This window comes from Geobacillus sp. C56-T2 (assembly GCF_007829715.1).
In the GTDB taxonomy this organism is placed as follows: domain Bacteria; phylum Bacillota; class Bacilli; order Bacillales; family Anoxybacillaceae; genus Geobacillus; species Geobacillus icigianus.
Map to the genome: position 1 here is coordinate 1,688,358 of NZ_VJWB01000001.1, position 17,111 is coordinate 1,705,468.

At 54.1% G+C, this 17,111-nt stretch carries 13 protein-coding genes; 3 read left to right on the forward strand and 10 right to left on the reverse strand.

What is annotated here, in order from left to right; all coding sequences use genetic code 11:
• Positions 1 to 2: 2 nt before the first annotated feature.
• Together GC56T2_RS17790 and speE are read left to right on the forward strand one after the other, a co-directional pair.
• Entirely contained in the window at positions 3 to 152 is a 150-nt protein-coding gene (locus tag GC56T2_RS17790; protein ID WP_172706491.1) for a hypothetical protein, read from the forward strand.
• Positions 153 to 233: 81 nt separating this feature from the next.
• Entirely contained in the window at positions 234 to 1,109 is an 876-nt protein-coding gene (gene speE, locus GC56T2_RS08505; protein ID WP_144974472.1) for a polyamine aminopropyltransferase, read from the forward strand.
• A 104-nt stretch (positions 1,110 to 1,213) separates the two neighbouring features.
• On the opposite strand, the gene GC56T2_RS08510 is transcribed toward speE, so the two are convergent.
• The 7 genes from GC56T2_RS08510 to treP all read right to left on the reverse strand — a co-directional run bounded on the left by GC56T2_RS08510 (position 1,214) and on the right by treP (position 10,666).
• Complete coding sequence (locus GC56T2_RS08510; protein WP_144974474.1) at positions 1,214 to 2,389, reverse strand: acyl-CoA dehydrogenase family protein; 1,176 nt, start codon at positions 2,387 to 2,389, stop codon at positions 1,214 to 1,216.
• A 224-nt stretch (positions 2,390 to 2,613) separates the two neighbouring features.
• Positions 2,614 to 4,113, reverse strand: a complete 1,500-nt coding sequence (locus GC56T2_RS08515; RefSeq protein ID WP_144974476.1) for an aminotransferase class V-fold PLP-dependent enzyme — start codon at positions 4,111 to 4,113, stop codon at positions 2,614 to 2,616.
• Between the two features lie 110 nt (positions 4,114 to 4,223).
• Complete coding sequence (locus GC56T2_RS08520) at positions 4,224 to 4,667, reverse strand: acyl-CoA thioesterase (RefSeq protein ID WP_144974478.1); 444 nt, start codon at positions 4,665 to 4,667, stop codon at positions 4,224 to 4,226.
• A gap of 428 nt (positions 4,668 to 5,095) precedes the next feature.
• A complete protein-coding gene (locus tag GC56T2_RS08525; RefSeq protein WP_144974480.1) occupies positions 5,096 to 6,508 on the reverse strand; it encodes a Na+/H+ antiporter NhaC family protein in 1,413 nt (470 codons plus the stop codon).
• Positions 6,509 to 6,713: 205 nt separating this feature from the next.
• Positions 6,714 to 7,427, reverse strand: coding sequence for a trehalose operon repressor (gene treR / locus GC56T2_RS08530; protein WP_144977168.1), 714 nt, complete (start codon positions 7,425 to 7,427; stop codon positions 6,714 to 6,716).
• A gap of 22 nt (positions 7,428 to 7,449) precedes the next feature.
• Complete coding sequence (gene treC, locus GC56T2_RS08535) at positions 7,450 to 9,141, reverse strand: alpha,alpha-phosphotrehalase (protein ID WP_144974483.1); 1,692 nt, start codon at positions 9,139 to 9,141, stop codon at positions 7,450 to 7,452.
• A 109-nt stretch (positions 9,142 to 9,250) separates the two neighbouring features.
• Positions 9,251 to 10,666, reverse strand: a complete 1,416-nt coding sequence (gene treP / locus GC56T2_RS08540; protein ID WP_144974484.1) for a PTS system trehalose-specific EIIBC component — start codon at positions 10,664 to 10,666, stop codon at positions 9,251 to 9,253.
• 397 nt (positions 10,667 to 11,063) lie between these two features.
• Between treP and GC56T2_RS08545 the strand changes: the two genes are divergently transcribed.
• Positions 11,064 to 11,789 carry a MerR family transcriptional regulator gene (locus tag GC56T2_RS08545; protein ID WP_144974486.1) on the forward strand — a complete coding sequence of 242 codons (726 nt, stop codon included), beginning with the start codon at positions 11,064 to 11,066 and terminating at the stop codon, positions 11,787 to 11,789.
• A gap of 518 nt (positions 11,790 to 12,307) precedes the next feature.
• Here GC56T2_RS08545 and GC56T2_RS08550 read toward each other — a convergent pair.
• From GC56T2_RS08550 to parE, 3 genes are read right to left on the reverse strand one after another with little or no spacing between them, the layout of a single operon-like run.
• The gene (locus GC56T2_RS08550; RefSeq protein ID WP_144974488.1) at positions 12,308 to 12,652 is read right to left on the reverse strand and encodes a PilZ domain-containing protein; all 345 of its coding nucleotides are present in this window, start codon (positions 12,650 to 12,652) and stop codon (positions 12,308 to 12,310) included.
• Between the two features lie 2 nt (positions 12,653 to 12,654).
• Complete coding sequence (gene parC, locus GC56T2_RS08555; protein WP_144974490.1) at positions 12,655 to 15,090, reverse strand: DNA topoisomerase IV subunit A; 2,436 nt, start codon at positions 15,088 to 15,090, stop codon at positions 12,655 to 12,657.
• 56 nt (positions 15,091 to 15,146) lie between these two features.
• Complete coding sequence (gene parE, locus GC56T2_RS08560) at positions 15,147 to 17,084, reverse strand: DNA topoisomerase IV subunit B (protein ID WP_033019878.1); 1,938 nt, start codon at positions 17,082 to 17,084, stop codon at positions 15,147 to 15,149.
• Positions 17,085 to 17,111 lie beyond the last annotated feature (27 nt).

Sequence of the window (17,111 nt, forward strand, 5' to 3'; positions counted from 1 at the left end):
AGATGCGAAAACGATGGGTGTCACTAGCCGCCATTGGCGCGTTGGCGATCAGCCTTTGCGCCGGCTGTGGCGGTAACGACGAGCGGCCGGAAAAACGCAACCAGTCGTCCAATATGGGCGGCGGGATGAACACATCTGGCACCGGCCGCTAATCCCCTTTGTTTGCCACATTTCGCATAATATATTAAGATTAGAAAGGTGTGAGAAAATCCGCAAGCCTAAAGGAGGTAACAATGAAACACCAAGGAAATGCCTTACCACCTTATTTACATTGGGACAACGGGGAGCTCTGGCTCACCGAAGATGACCGTGACAATTTAAAAATCAGCTACCGCATCAAAGAGGTGATTTTTGCCGAGCCGTCCGAGTACCAGCATGTCATGATTTTGGATTCGTATGATTTCGGCCGCATGCTTGTTCTTGACGGCGTCGTGCAAACGACCTCGATCGATGGTCATATTTATAACGAAATGATCACACACGTGCCGCTGCAGTTTCACCCGGATGCCAAACGAGCGCTCATCATCGGCGGCGGCGACTGTGGAGCGGCCCGTGAAGCGGCCAAGTACGCCCGCTTGGAGACCATCGACATGGTGGAAATCGACGAAAAGGTCGTCCGGGCGTGCAAAGAACATTTGCCGGCCGTCTCCGGCAACTTATCCGACCCGCGGGTGCAGTTTATTTACGGCGACGGTGTGGCATTTGTACAAGGAAAAGAAGGAGTATACGACGTTGTGATGATCGACTCCTCCGATCCGGTCGGCCCGGCTGAAGCGCTGTTTTCGCCGGAGTTTTACGCCAATGTGCATCGCGCATTAAAAGAAGACGGGCTCATGGTGTGCCAAAGCCAATCTCCGATTTTCCATTTGGATATTTTAACACGCACCTACCGCAACATTCGTGAACTGTTCCCGCACGTGCTCGTGTACACGGCGGTCGTGCCGACGTACCCGGGCGGGCTGTGGAGCTTTACGATCGGCTCGAAACGGCCGCTTGATTTCCCGGCGCAAACGGCGATTCCAAACGACACGAAATACGTTAATGATGCCGTCTTTCGCCAATGTTTTGCCTTGCCGGAATTTTTGCGTTCGGCGCTTGCGGCGAAGTAATTCGATCAGAAAGCTGTCCTCATGTGTGAAGGACAGCTTTTTTGTTTCTTGCCGCGTCTTCGGCGATGTGTTCCTTTCTTTCTTGTCTTGATGAAGAGCCCCTTTTATTGTTTGTTATCAGACAGCGCCCGTTTGGCCAGCCATGCGAGCGTCAAGTCATCGGCAGGCGGATTGTGCAGCCCGGCGCGGACATCGCGGTAATAACGCCCGAGCGGACTGTCAGCGAACAAGCTTTGCCCGCCAACGATGCGCATGGCTCCATCGACGACCTCAAGCGCGGTATTCGTGGCGACTAGCTTAACGGCGGCGAGCTCCTCTTTCATCTCGGTTCGTTTTTCCGGATAGCGATCCCATAGGTCCGCGACCGCATAGAGAAAATGACGCGCATGGATGAGCCGCCATTCCATGTCGGCGATTTTCCGCTGCACTTCAGGCGTTGTAGCAATTGGACGGGATAATGTATTCGGCTGGTACGTTTGCGCAAAGCGGAGCGCTTCATTGCGTGCGGCAATGGCGATGCCTAAGTAACAAGCCGGAACGTGCAGCAGCCATCCTTGCGCCGGTGCGGTTTCGTTTGGCTTCCCGAGCGTTTCCACGAGCGCATCCGTTCCCACTTCCACATCTTCAAGGACGAGGTCATCGCTGCGCGTCGCCCGCATGCCGAGCGTGTTCCACGTCGGCTCAATGCGGACGCCCGCGGCGTCCATCGGCACAAGAAATTCGCCGACGTCGCCGCTGTCTTCGAGGGTGGCCGAAATCAACACGTAATTCAGCGCTGGGGCTAACGAGGCAAACGCTTTGCGCCCGCGGAGCACAAAGCGGCCATCGCGGAGAACAGCCTTTGTTTCCGGTTTTCCGCCGCGCGCGGGGCTGCCGGTCGCCCGTTCGGAATGGGCGCTGTTAATGAGCGCGTGGTGTCGGGCGACTTCTTCGGCCAAGCGGGCGAGCGTTGATTCCGGCCAGCGGCGGAGCAAAAACAGACGCATCAAAATGCTCGCGTGCCATCCGAACGACAAGGCGGTGGCGCCGCTGCCTTGGGCGAGCACTTCTTGCACAAGCACCCATTCATAAAGTGATGCCCCTTGGCCTCCGTATTCGACGGGGATCGTAAGGGACAGAAATCCGGCTTCCTGTAAATCAGCAAAATCGGCAAACGGAAATTCGGCCCGTTCATCGTAATGTGCTGCCCGCGATGCAAACCGCTCCGCAAGATGCCGCGCTCGTTCGTACAGTTTCCGTTCCCGCTCGTTTCGCAAGAACAAATGGTACAATTCGTTCATCGTTCTCCCCTTCTTTTTGTTGTTGAGATGATTTCATTGTACCGGTTTTGGTGAGAAAGGTAGAAACAAAAACGCTTCAACGCCGGCCATTGATGCCCAATGACAATCTGAACAAGCCCCTCCGTTCATAAAATCCATTTATGCTCCGTCATATTCTTGATCACGGCATAAAAAAATAACCGTCTTCGCTTTCAGACGGCCAGGATAAGGAACAAAAACAACGTTCAAACGAGGAAAAAATGTCGGATATACCGATCATCGCCGCGATGGACAAACTCATTTTTCGCCGCGTCATATTCGTATTCCTCCTGCCAACGCTGGCCATGACGAGCGATTTGCCGCACGGCGTGAATGATCGTATACACTTCCTCATTGGTCATCGTCGGATGGAGCGATAGGCGCACCCAGCCAGGTTTGGCCAAGATGTTTCCGCCTTTGACCTCCTGAAGCAAGGCAGCCGACTGTTGTTTGTCAATGCCAAGCAAATAATGGCCGTACGGCCCGGCGCATGAGCAGCCGCCGCGCGCCTGAATGCCAAAGCGGTCGTTGAGAAGCTTGACGGCGAGATTGTAGTGAAGTCCTTCGATCACAAACGAAACAATGCCAAGTCTGTCGCTTCGGTGTCCTTCGAGCACATGAACGCCAGGGATGTCGTGCAGCGCTGGTAGGAGAAGGGAAACGAGCTCTTTTTCCCGAGCGCGCATCTTCTCCACATTCATTTGTTCTTTCAGCTGAATGGCGAGCGCCGCTTTGATCGTTTGCCAAAACGGCGGCGTTCCTCCGTCCTCTCGCTCTTCAATCGCTTCCACATACTCGTAATGCCCCCATGGATCAGTCCAATATACCGTTCCACCGCCTGGATGGTCCGGCGCACGCTGGCTGTACAACCGGCTATCAAAGACGAGCACGCCGGCGCTTCCCGGCCCGCCCAAGAACTTATGCGGTGAAAAATAAATAGCATCAAGCGTTTCGAGCGGGTCGTCTGGATGCATCTGGATCGGGACGTATGGAGCAGAAGCGGCAAAATCGACGAAACAAAGCCCGCCATATTCATGCATAAGTCTCGCTAATTGATGGTATGGCGTTTCTAGGCCCGTTACGTTCGAGCAAGCGGTGAAGGCGCCGATTTTTTGCGGTCGATGGCGGTACCGTTCAAGCAGCTCACGCAAATGGTCGAGATCGACGTCTCCCCGATCCGTCGGCCGAACGGTTATCACTTCGGCCACCGTTTCCACCCACGGCAACAAATTGGAATGATGCTCCATGTGAGTGACAAAAACGACGGGCCGTTCGTCATCGGCAAGCGTCAAGCGCGGTTTCCATCGTTCCGGTACACGCCAGCCTAGCAGGCGCTGCAGCTTGTTGACGGCGCCCGTCATGCCCGCTCCTTGCATGATCAGCACATCGCCTTTTCCCGCGTGAACGTGCTGTTTAATGATTTCTTTTGCATATTGATACGCAAGCGTCATTTTCGTTCCGGTCACATTTGACTCTGTATGCGTGTTGCCGACAAACGGGCCAAGCTCGCGAACCATTTTTTCTTCAATCGGTCGGTACAGCCGTCCGCTCGCCGTCCAGTCAGCGTAAATGAGCCGTTGTTCACCAAACGGTGTGGAAAACGGGTGAAACCGGCCGATCGTTCCGTCACGAAACGGCCGAAAATAGGCTTCGAGCTGGCCGCCGCACGTATAGGTTGCGCTGCCGATCGTCGCACGAATCACCATGATCATCCCCCCTTTTTCCAACCTACTCATCAGTATATGGCTCTTTGCACGTTTGGTCCGGAAAATGAGGGGTGGGCAAAAAAATCCGCCTTGCTGGCGGATACATTCGATTATGATCGTCCGCAGCGAACCGGCGGATCCGTTTCCTCGGCGGACGCAAGATACTCACCGAGCCGCGCCCTCAGATCGTTCGGAAGCGGTTCGCTCGTCTGCTTCTGAAAGTTGAAGTAGACAACAGCAGCTTCTCCAACAGCGATGAGCCTTCCTGTTTCTTCTTCTACGATGCGATGAATGCATTGAAAACTTTTGTGGCCGATGCGCGAAATATTCGTTTCGATGCGAAGCCGCCGGCCAAAAAATCCTTGGTTGACAAAATCGCATTTGGCGGACGCCAAAATGAAATGCCAATCGTCTGTTCTTCCTCCGTAGCTAAGCTCATCGAACAAGCGGGTCCGCGCTTCCTCCAAATAAATAAAATAGCTGATGTTGCTTAAATGTCCGAGCGCATCCGTTTCGCAAAAACGCGGGTTGACGGTGATCGTATGAGTTTTCATGGTTTTCCTCTCCCTTTCTCTACCAACTAGTCAGTATGTTGTTTTTATCATAGCTTGATTTCCATTTGGATGCAACTTGTTTATTTTTTGAATTGATTATTTAGCACACTGTTTTAGAAGTATGGTTATCGTGAGTACGGCTTTGCTATGTCATTTCTCAACGAGAAAAACCTTGTTGCATCGATCCTGCTTTTCACTCATTGTTCCATGGATCTAGGGAATCAACGGTGTTTCACCCGCCTTTTAGGAGGCGGTGATTTCGTACAAAATCGTGCTATTCCATCTGTTTCTTAGTTAGAAAAGTTGCACGAAATCAACCTTCTTTTTTGCTGGGGTGTAGCTGATTTGCTCGTGGCAGCCGTGTTTCACCACCCTTTTGGATGATGAATCGAAGCGATGCCGCATGGCCGGGCGGGCAAACCGCCCGGCTAACTGATCCAAAGCGGCAAAAGGGCGTACCCGAGCAAGGACAGGCCGGCGCAGATGAGGGAAATGCGCAGTTTGTACTTGGCGTAGCTCAGCAAATCCATATCCATCATCGCCGCTGTCGTGATCGTCGTATCGCCAAGCGGCGACGCAAACGCGCCGAACGTTCCGCTGGCAAACACCGCGCCAATGGTGACATCGAGCGGCGCCCCGGTCGCATGGGCCAGCGCCACGCCGAGCGGCATCAACATCCCCCACGTCCCCCATGAGGAACCGATAAAGTACGACAAAAAGGAGCCCGCTAAGAAGACTGAGGCCGGCACAAACGGACCGGGCAGCCAAGTCGCGAAGGTAGACGATACGTAAGCGGCAAACCCCAGCTCGCCGGCCACCCCCGAGACCGCCCATACAAGCACGAGCATGCCAATCGGCGCCATCAGCTCGTTGCCACCGGCGAAAAAATGATAAATCAGTTCAGGGAGTGACTGTCTTCGCCATACATAAAACAGGATGGAAACAAAAAGGGTCACAAACAGCGCCAAAAGCATCGCCCATGTCGCGTCGGCTTGGGAAAAAGCCGCCAGCCAGTTGTCCGCTCCCCGGCGCCAGCCGTCATAAGCAAAAAAGGCAAACGTAAGCACGATCAAGAGCGCCAATGGAACAAACAGATGCAACGGTTCACCGGCAATGAGCGACAGCTCTTTGCGCAGCCCAAGGCCGTGCAGCTTATTGACGGTTCCTTCTCCTTTTTTGCCGGGCGGCCGACCGATCCGGATGTTGAGCACCGTCGTCAACAGGCCGATGGCCAGGGCAATGATGGCAAACAAGTTGTAAGGAAGGCTGCGTAAAAACAGATCGTACGCAGATTCGCGAATTCCGTTTTGCACGAGCGCTCCGTCGACAACGGAAGTCATAAAACCGACAAACGCGGTAGCGGCCGGCAGCAGCACGATGATCGGTTCGGTCGAGACATCGATCATATACGCCATGCGGCGGCGGTCAACGCGAAATTGGCGGAGCACCGCCTTCATCACCGGCCCTAGCAACATAATGCGAAACATCGGCATAAAAAACGTTACCGGCACGGTCAGCCATACGAAAAAAAGCAGCCCTCGCTTTGTGCGAATGCGCCCGGAAAGCCGTTCGACAAAGCCTTTGATCCCGCCGGTAATTTGCATCATGCCGATCAGAGAGCCAAACAAATACAAAAAGAGCGCGACTTTTACATGTTCATCATCGACGAGGGCGTGCACAATAGCGGAAACCGCGCGCTCTATGGCCCCGATTACCGACCATTCGAGGCAAAACGCCCCGACGAGCAAACCAACAGCCAAGCCGGGCAGCAGTTCTTTCAGCCAGACAGCGAGCGGAATAATAAGAAGAAACGGCAACAGCGACCACCATGTCCCTTCCATGTCGGTGTCCCCCCTTTCCGATGCCGTTGTTAACAAGGATAGCCATAACGTGATTTGTTTATGATTATCAATGATTATTTAGAACATAGTTTTATTTTATTACTAAGCGGTTGAGGAAATGAAAAAGAAAAAAGCCACGTCATAAGACGCAGCGTGACAGCATGCGGCCGCCATCCTAGGTTAGGGAACGCACGACCCGGCGCTGTCATTTCCGGCGCGCGAAATCGACAAACCGAAACTTGTCGAGCCGATGCCGCGATTCCGTATATTGAAACAAGGTGGCGTCGCTTAAATAGACATAGTTTTTGACGGCGACGACGCGGTCGTCGCCGTTGAGATCCAAATAGCGGCGGTCTTCCTCCGTCGCCGCATCGACCGATATTTCTTTTTTCGCGAAGCTGATCGGTAAATGCAGCGTTGTTTCCAAGTATTCATAAATCGAGTCTTCACAAATCTCTTTCGTCAATAGCGGCACATGCTTTTTCAAAAAGAAATCCTTATCCAAGATAATCCGCTCCCCGCCGATTTCGCGGACGCGCACGACTTTCCACACTTCGTCTTTGCTTGAGGCGCGCAGCTGCTGTTTGAGTTCGCCATCCGGCTTGATGACGGCCAGTTCATGGACGATCGTTCGCACCGGTTGCTTCATCGTCTGCGCCAGTTCTTTAAAGCTGACCAATCCGGATACGGGAAAGTCATATTTGCCGACATCGAGCACGATCGATCCTTTCCCTTTCATCTTTTGGATATAGCCGTGCTCGGACAACAACTGGAGCGCTTTGCGAATCGTCTCGCGCGACGTCTCGAAGCGCGCAGCGAGCTCGTGTTCTGACGGCAGCTTGTCGTACGCCTTCCATTCTCCGCGGCGGATGCGGGAAACGAGATCGTGATAAATGGCTAAATATTTGTTTTCATGCATGATCATCACCGTCTGTATTGTATCATGGACGGCGGAGAAGATAAACGACCGATTCATACGGGCGCAGCCGCATGCGGCGGAAATCGGTCGGTGCGTCCGAATAGTTCGCGAGCAACAATTCCGCCGTACAGTCATTCGCGCCTGCCTCCTCCGGCAGCACAAACGTCGTTTCAACAGGATAAAAATTGTTGACAACAAGCAGCTTTTCCCGATCGCCATGACGCATATAGGCGAAAAGATGCGGATCGTCGGCAAGCAGCAGCTCATAGCGGCCGGTCGTAATGATGTCATATTGCTTGCGCAGCTCAATCAGCCGTTTATAGTGGTAAAAAATTGAGTCACGATCGGCAAGCGCTTGTTTCACGTTAATGCGCCGGTAGTTGTCGGCGACGCGAATCCACGGCGTGCCGGATGTAAACCCGGCGTGCGGGCTGTCGTCCCATTGCATCGGCGTGCGTGAATTGTCGCGCGATTTTCGCTGCAAAATGTCGATCACTTCTTGCTCGCTTTTGCCTTGCGCTCGTAAAATTCGATACATGTTGAGCGACTCTACGTCGCGGTAGTCGCGAATATCGGTGAATTTCGGATCGGTCATGCCGATTTCTTCGCCTTGGTAAATGTATGGCGTTCCTTGCATGAGATGAATCGTCGTCGCCAGCATTTTCGCTGATTCTTTCCAATACGTCCCGTCATCGCCATAGCGCGACACGATGCGCGGTTGGTCATGGTTGCACCAAAAGAGCGCATTCCATCCCCCGCCTTCGTGCATCCGGACTTGCCATTCGGACAAAATGCGTTTTAACGCGAGAAAATCGAACGGAGCGACCGCCCACTTTTCCCCGTTCGGGTAATCGACTTTCAAGTGATGGAAATTAAACGTCATATTGAGCTCATGGTTTTCCGGGTTCGTATACCGGACGCAATGGTCGATCGTCGTCGACGACATTTCCCCGACGGTCATGATGTCGTATTTGGAAAACACCTCGCGATTCATTTCCTGCAAAAATTCATGAATGCGCGGCCCGTCCGTATAAAAGCGGCGCCCGTCCCCCGGCGGCACCGAACCGTCGTCATCCGGGAAGCGCTGATCTTTTGACAGCAAGTTGATGACATCCAACCGAAAGCCATCGACCCCTTTTTTCAGCCAAAAATGCATCATGTCATAAATGCGGCGGCGCAGCTCTTCGTTTTCCCAGTTCAAATCGGCTTGCGTCACATCGAACAAATGCAAGTAATATTGGCCGGTTTGTTCGTCGTATTCCCACGCCGAGCCGCCAAATTTCGACTGCCAGTTGGTTGGCGGTCCGCCGTCCGGTTTCGGGTCGCGCCAAATGTAAAACGAACGGTATGGGTTCGTTTTTGAAGCGCGCGCCTGCTGAAACCATTCATGGTCGGTCGACGTATGGTTGACGACCATGTCCATCACCAGCTTCATGCCGCGCGCGTGCACTTCGTGGAGCAGACGATCAAAATCGTCCATCGTTCCGTATTCGGGATGAATGCGGAAATAATCGCTGATGTCATAACCGTTGTCGCGCTGCGGCGACGCGTAGATCGGCGTCAGCCAAATGACATCAACGCCCAGTTCTTTCAAGTAATCGAGCTTTTCGATCACGCCCGGCAAATCGCCGATGCCGTCTCCATTCGTGTCGCGGAAGCTCTTCGGATAAATTTGATAAACGACCGCCTTTTTCCACCACGGTGTTGTTGACACGTCTCTTCACCTCGTTCGTTGACTTCAACAATGAATGAAAAGCATACCATTGGCGAGCGGCCAACGGTATGCCAGCGAATGCATCCTTTGCCTCGATGAAGGCGAGCGGTTAGCGTGCGATTTTGCGCACTTTGCCGAAAACAAACGTCAGCACAAACGGAACCGCAATCGCGATCGCCATGCCGATAAAGAACGGCGTCCACTTTTGCGGCACGATCGACAAGAAGCCCGGCAGGCCGCCAACGCCGATCGATGGAGCGATGACTTGATTGAGCGTGATGAACATGCCGGCGATCGCCGCTCCGGTCATCGCGGCAATAAACGGAAAGCGGAAACGCAAGTTCACCCCAAACATCGCCGGCTCCGTGATGCCAAGATAGGCCGAGACCGCTGACGTGAACGACAAGCCGCGCAGCTTTTCCTCTTTCGCAACAAACATCATCGCCAACGCCGCCGAGCCTTGGGCGATGTTTGACATGACCAAAATCGGCCAAAGGAACGTGCCGCCCGTATTGGCGATCAGCTGTAAGTCAACCGGCAAGAACGTATGGTGCATCCCGGTGACGACGAGCGGCGCATACAGCGCTCCATACAACAATCCTCCAAGCGCCGGAACCGTGTCAAAAATCGTGACAAACAAGTGGGTAATGGCGTTGCCGATCGCAAACGTGATGGGTCCGATGGCCACGAACGCCAAAAAGCCGGTAATGAGCAACGCAAGCGGCGCGACAAGCAACAGCTGAAACGCATCCGGAATGCGCTTGCGCAAAAACAGCTCCAGCTTTGCCAGCACGTAGGAAGCGACCAACACCGGCAGCACTTGCCCTTGGTAGCCGACCTTTTGCACTTCAAAGCCGAACAAGTTCCAAACTGGAATCTCTCCTTTTTCTTTCGCCGCTCCCCAGCCCCAAGCATTGAGCAAATCGGGGTGGACGAGCATCAAACCAAGGACAATCCCCAAGAGCGGGTTGCCGCCGAATTTCGTCACCGCTGACCAGCCGATCAAGCCAGGCAGAAAGACGAACGCCGTATTGGCGATCAAGTTGATCATGTTTGCCAAATCGGCCCACTCTTTGTGCACCTCGACAAACGATTTCCCTTCGTAAAAAATGCCTGGGCCTGTCAACACGTTGTTAATCCCCATCAACAAACCGGCGGTGACGATCGCTGGCAAAATCGGGATGAAAATGTCCGCGAGCGTCTTAATGGCTCGCTGCAGCGGATTGAGCTTCGCTTCCGCCGCGTCTTTGATTTCCTGCTTCGTTGCCCGGCCGATGCCAGTCAGTTCAACCAAATCGTCATACACTTTATCGACAAGCCCTTGGCCGATGACGACTTGAAACTGGCCGTTGGCCGAAAACGACCCTTTGACGACATCGATGCGCTCGAGCGCTTCTTTATCGACTTTTCCTTCCTCTTTGAGCGCAAACCGAAGCCTTGTTACACAATGCGTAGCGGCGACGATGTTGTCCTTGCCGCCGATGGCTTCGACAATTTGCGCGGCTGCTTGTTGGTATGCCCCCATGATGAATGCCTCCTTTTTTCTTTCTCGTCTCCCGATTGCGTGAAAACATGAGCGGCAAAGCGGCCGCCAGACGCCCATCGATGGTTGCGGTATTTTGCACGAAATCACCGGCCTCCTAGCGGAAAACAAGCGAGTTTACCGCTTCCCTGCCTTCTAAATCGCTTTCAGCAATCGGTTTCAAAAAACTTGTATATACATCCTGAACATAGTTTATCTTGTATATACAAGTTTGTCAACACGTTTCGATATGAATTTTTCTTTTTCGACAACCGATGGGGGTTCTTTTCCCATTTCCACTTCTTTTGTTATCTTTTGTCAAACAGCAGGAAAATCTACAGCCAAACGGGAAAAAACATAGTGAATCACTACCGAAGCGAGAAAGGATGAAGACAACGCCATGAAAACGTATACCTTGCGCGAAGCAGCCAAAAAAATTGGAGTCACCGCCCGCGATTTAAAACAGTGGGAAAAACAGTTCGCCGGATCGATCACTGTCCCGCGCGCCCCGGGAGGAGCGCGTCTGTATAATGACGAACTGATCGAACGGTTTCGCCATATTCGCGCGTGGCTGGAAGACGGCCGCCGACCGGCCGAAGTAGCGGACATGATTAACCAGCTGGACGCCCAACAAGCCGAACCGGCTGGCGAACGAACCGCTCCGACGGACACAACGGTGATGGAAGGGGAAATCATTGATCCCCCGCGCCTGTTGCATCAAGGGATGCCATACATAGCTGAACAGCTGGCGGCCCGGCTCAAAGACGATCTCGTCCGCGCTTTGAAACAGGAAACGAATCGCACCATTGAGCAAGCGATGGGCGAGGTGAAAGATCGGCTGGACTCACTCGCCGATCAAACGGCCGCGGCCGCCGAAACCGTGCGCTGCTCGCTCCGTGATTATGAAGACGCGTGGCAGCAAAAAACCGAACAGCTCCATGAACATTTGGAAACCGTTGTCGCGATCTGCCGTGAAGAGAAAGCGAGACAAGAGGAGGAGCGCAAACGGTTGGAGCAGCGCATTTTGGAGCGGGAGAAAGCGTTCCGCGAACTCGTTTTGTCCTTCCGTCAAACAGCGGCCAGCAGCGCCGCCACCCGTGCCAACAAATGGTGGAAATTTTGGTGAAAGAACGGTTTCGCTCCGGTGGCACACAAAAGTTTCCGCCAACAAAAACGACAAACGGAGCGGCGGACCATAAAGGATGGCCAAAGCAGCACGATGCACACGAAACGTTCATTGACGATGGGAGAGATGAAAAAGAGGGGCTGACCGAAAAGGTTGTCTGCCTTCAAGATCGGCACAACCGATCATGCGGCAGAAGCAGTCAGCATCTATATAAAGCAACGAAAGAGGGGACCCGATCCTTTTGGGACCCCTCTTTTTACATAAGTTGCAATAAACAATTTCCGATTTTTCGTTTCGGTTCATCTAAATACAAGCTGATATGATAGTGGCTAGTGATGAGCTGGATGTAAAACAAAATTTCAACTTATCTAGGAGGCTGGTGAAAAACCGCTGTCACACCCCAATCATCCCATTTTCATTCAGAAAAGAAGGCTGTTTCTACGAGGTTTCTCTAATTGAGAAATGGGTGGAAGCAGTAGTATTTTGCACGAAATCACCGGCCTCCTAGCATTCCGCCATCATCGCCGCCGGCTCTCCGCCACATGCCGTTTGATGGCTTCGATCAAGCCTTCTTCTTCCTGTTTGGTGACATCGAGGCGGACGCCGTAATAGTGAATGCGGGCAAACGGCTTTTCCCAAACGAGCTGACCGCGGACGCGCAACGCAGCCCCGCCCAAAACAAGCGACACGTCCACCCAAGAGCCTCCGCCGGAAAACGGAAGGGGGCGATCTGCTTCCACCTTCAAGCCGTGCGGACTGATGTCATGCACGAAGACTTCATATCGGCCATCAGCCGCCGTCAATTCTGCCGGCAGCGGCTGGCCAAACTGGTAGCGGAACGGTTCTTGCCGTCTAAACCTCATTTTTATCCCCCTTCGCTGATCCGTGCCGGCGGTTCTTTCCATACATCGACGACCGCCCCGGCCTCATCGATGTCAATGACAAATGAGCCGGTGCCATAGCGGTCGGACAAGCGAAGCGAAGCGACCTCCACCATCTCGACGACCCCTTTTTCCGTCCGCAGCCCGATTCGCTCCTCGTCGCGAGCGACAACGGCGCCAACGACACGATGCGGATTGGATTTCACTTCACGAATCACGCTGATCCCGCGCTTGGCGCGCGATGACGGCTCAAACTCGGCAAGCCCCATCTTTTTGACCGCCCCGCGCTGCGTGACGACAACAAGGCATCCGCTTCCATCAGGAGGAAACGGGCAGGCGGCGGCGACAACATCCCCGTCTTTCAACTGAATGCCTTTCACTCCCGCAGCCCGCACACCGACTAGGCTGATCTCCTCTTCCGGAAACAAAAGCGCATACCCCCCGTGCGTCGCCAGCCAAAGACGGCCGCGCCCATCCGTCCGATAGACGGCGACGACCTCGTCCTCCTCTCTTACGTTGACCGCGACAAGCGGGCGATGGTAGCGCTGCACTTGATATTGAGCAAGCTCAGTCCGTTTCACCAATCCTTGCTTGGTCACGAACACGAGCTGGTCAGCCGTTTCAAATGAAGATACCGGCACCGCCGCCACCAGCTCGTCATCGCGCTCAAGTGGAATGAGATGGGAAATATGCTGGCCGACGTCTTTCCAACGAATGTCCGGAAGCGTGTGCACCGGGCAATATAAGTAGTAACCGCGGCGGGTGAAAAGCAAGAGCACATCGGTCGTATTCATCTCCAGTTGGCCAAGCAGCCGATCCGTTTCCTTCATGCCGATATCCTGGCCGTTGGAGGCGATGTAGGAACGATAACTCGTCCGCTTCACATATCCTTCTTTCGTCACCGTGACGATCACGTCTTCGGCCGGAATGAGCGCTTCGACGTTCACCTTCAGCTCCTCGATTTCCTCTTCAATGACCGTTCGCCGCTCATCGGCGTATCGCTTTTTCATCGCCTTCAGCTCTTTTTTGATGACGCTAAGCAGCTTCTTTTCATCGGCGAGAATCGCCGTAAGTTCCGCAATCGCTCGCTCCAGTTCTTCCGCTTCTTGACGCAGCGCCGTAATGTCGGTGTTCGTCAACCGGTACAGCTGGAGCGTCACGATCGCTTCGGCTTGCGCTTCAGTGAATCCGTAATGAGCCATCAGCCGGTCTTTGGCATCGCGCTTGTCGCTTGCAGCGCGAATCGTCGCGATCACCTCATCCAAAATGGAAAGCGCCCGAATCAAACCGTCAACGATGTGCTTGCGCTCGTTCGCCTTTTTCAGCTCAAAATGGGAGCGGTTTGTGACGACCTCTTTCCGGTGCGCGATGTAGGCATCCAATAGTTCGGGCAAGCTCATCAGCTTCGGCCGCCGCTCGTGGATCGCCACCATGTTAAAATTGTATGGCACCTGCAAGTCGGTGTTTTTGTACAAATAGTTGAGAATCGCTTCGGCATCGGCGTCTTTTTTCAATTCGATGACGATCGACAGCCCGTTCCGATCCGTCTCATCGCGGACATCGGCGATGCCGTCCAGCTTTTTGTCGAGGCGGAGCTCATCGATTTTTTTCACCAAATAGGCTTTGTTGACCTCATACGGGAGCTCGGTGATGACGATCTGTTGTTTTCCCCCTCTCGCCTGTTCGATGGCGGCTTTCGCGCGGATGATGATTTTTCCGCGCCCGGTCTCATATGCTTTGCGAATCCCGTCTTTCCCTTGGATGATGCCGCCGGTCGGAAAATCGGGGCCGGGAAGCACGGTCATCAGCTCATCCACCGTGCAATCGGGACGGTCGATCCGCATTAGAACAGCGTCAATCACCTCGCCAAGCGCATGCGGCGGAATGTCGGTCGCGTAGCCCGCCGAAATCCCGGTTGAACCGTTGACGAGCAAGTTGGGAAACATCGCCGGCAGGACGGTCGGCTCCTTTACGGTATCATCAAAGTTCGGAACGAACGGGACCGTCTCCTTGTCGATATCGCAAAGCAGCTCGGCGGCCATCGCTGACAGGCGCGCTTCCGTGTAGCGCATCGCCGCCGGCGGGTCGCCGTCGATGCTGCCGTTGTTGCCGTGCATTTCAATAAGCACGTTGCGCAGCTTCCACTCTTGGCTCATCCGCACCATCGCTTCATACACCGATGAATCGCCGTGCGGATGAAAGTTGCCGATCACGTTTCCGACCGTTTTCGCCGCCTTGCGAAACGGCTTGTCCGCCGTGTTGCCATCGATGTACATCGCATACAAAATGCGGCGCTGCACCGGCTTCAGCCCATCGCGCACATCGGGCAGCGCCCGGTCTTGGATAATGTATTTGCTGTAGCGTCCGAAACGGTCGCCCAGCACATCTTCTAACGGCAATTCCAACAATCGTTCTGCCATCATCATTCTCCTTTCCGAACGAACCTCAGCGTCAAAAAGGCGGCTTTACGCCGCCATCAGCCGATCCAGCCCGGCTCTTCCTCAAGCCCGAAGGCGACGTGCGTTTCGATCCATTTGCGGCGCGGCTCCACTTTGTCGCCCATGAGCGTCGTCACCCGCCGTTCGGCGCGGGCGGCGTCTTCAATGCGGACGCGGATCAACGTGCGCGTCTCGGGATTCATCGTCGTTTCCCACAATTGATCGGCGTTCATTTCGCCAAGCCCTTTGTAGCGCTGAATCGTGTAGCCGCGGCCCATTTTTTTCGTGATCTCGCGCAGCTGCTCATCGGTCCAAGCGTACTCGACCGTTTCTTTTTTGCCGCTTTTCTTGCTGATTTTGTAAAGCGGCGGCAAGGCGATGTACACTTTCCCCGCTTCAATGAGCGGACGCATGTAGCGGTAAAAAAACGTGAGCAGCAGCACTTGGATATGAGCGCCGTCCGTGTCGGCATCGGTCATAATGATCACTTTGTCGTAGTTGACGTCTTCCAGCGAAAAATCGGCCCCAACGCCGCCGCCAATGGCGTGGATGATCGTATTGATTTCCTCGTTTTTCAAAATGTCGCCCAATTTCGCTTTTTCTGTGTTGATGACTTTCCCGCGCAGCGGAAGCACCGCCTGAAAGCGGCGGTCGCGCCCTTGCTTCGCCGAGCCGCCCGCCGAATCCCCTTCGACTAAGTACAGCTCATTTTTCTGCGGATTGCGCCCTTGCGCTGGTGTCAGCTTGCCGCTTAACACCGCCTCTTTCCCTTTCCGCTTTTTGCCGCTTCTCGCTTCCTCGCGCGCTTTGCGGGCCGCCTCGCGCGCCTGATACGCCCGGATCGCTTTTTTCACGAGCATCGCGCTGATGTCCGGGTTTTCTTGCAGGAAGTATGTCAGCTGCTCGGAGACGACCGCATCGACGGCGGAACGCGCTTCGCTCGTCCCGAGCTTGCCTTTCGTTTGCCCCTCAAACTGCAGCATCCGCTCGGGAATGCGCACGGAAACAATCGCTGACAATCCTTCACGAATATCGGTTCCTTCCAAATTTTTGTCTTTTTCCTTAAGCAAACCGACACGGCGGGCGTATTCGTTAAAGACGCGGGTCATCGCTGTTTTCGCCCCCGCCTCGTGCGTGCCGCCGTCTTTCGTGCGCACGTTGTTGACAAACGACAGCACTTGTTCCGAATAGCCATCATGAAACTGGAACGCAAACTCCACCTCGATGCCGTTTTGTTCGCCGGCAAAATAGACGACGGGATGGAGCACGTCTTTTTCCTCGTTCAAGTACGCAACAAACGCTTCAATCCCGTTTTCGTAATGAAACACTTCGCGCATGCCGGTTCGTTCGTCAACGAGCTCGATTTTCAGCCCTTTTAACAAAAACGCCGATTCGCGCAGCCGTTCGCTCAACGTTTCGTAATCAAACACCGTCGTGCTGAAAATCGTTGGGTCCGGCTTGAACTGGATGATCGTCCCGGTTTTGTTTGTTGTCCCAATTTTTTCAAGCGTCGTCACCGGCTTGCCGCCGTTTTCAAACCGCTGCTGATAGATGAAGCCATCGCGGTGAATCGTAACGACCAGCCATTCGGACAAGGCGTTGACGACCGACGCCCCGACTCCGTGCAAACCGCCGCTCGTCTTATACCCCCCTTGGCCGAACTTGCCGCCGGCGTGAAGCACCGTCAAAATCACTTCTGGCGTCGGCTTGCCAAGCTTGTGCATTCCGACGGGCATGCCGCGCCCTTCGTCCAAAACCGTGATGCTGTTGTCTTTATGTATTTGCACGAAAATGTAGTTTCCGTATCCGGCCAGCGCTTCATCGACCGAATTGTCAACAATTTCATACACTAGATGATGCAAGCCGCGGCTGTCGGTGCTGCCGATGTACATCCCCGGCCGCTTCCTGACCGCCTCAAGTCCTTCCAACACTTGAATGGCCTCTTCGTTATATTCATACACCGATTGTTTTGCCACAACGCCACCCCTTCCTACCCAAAACAA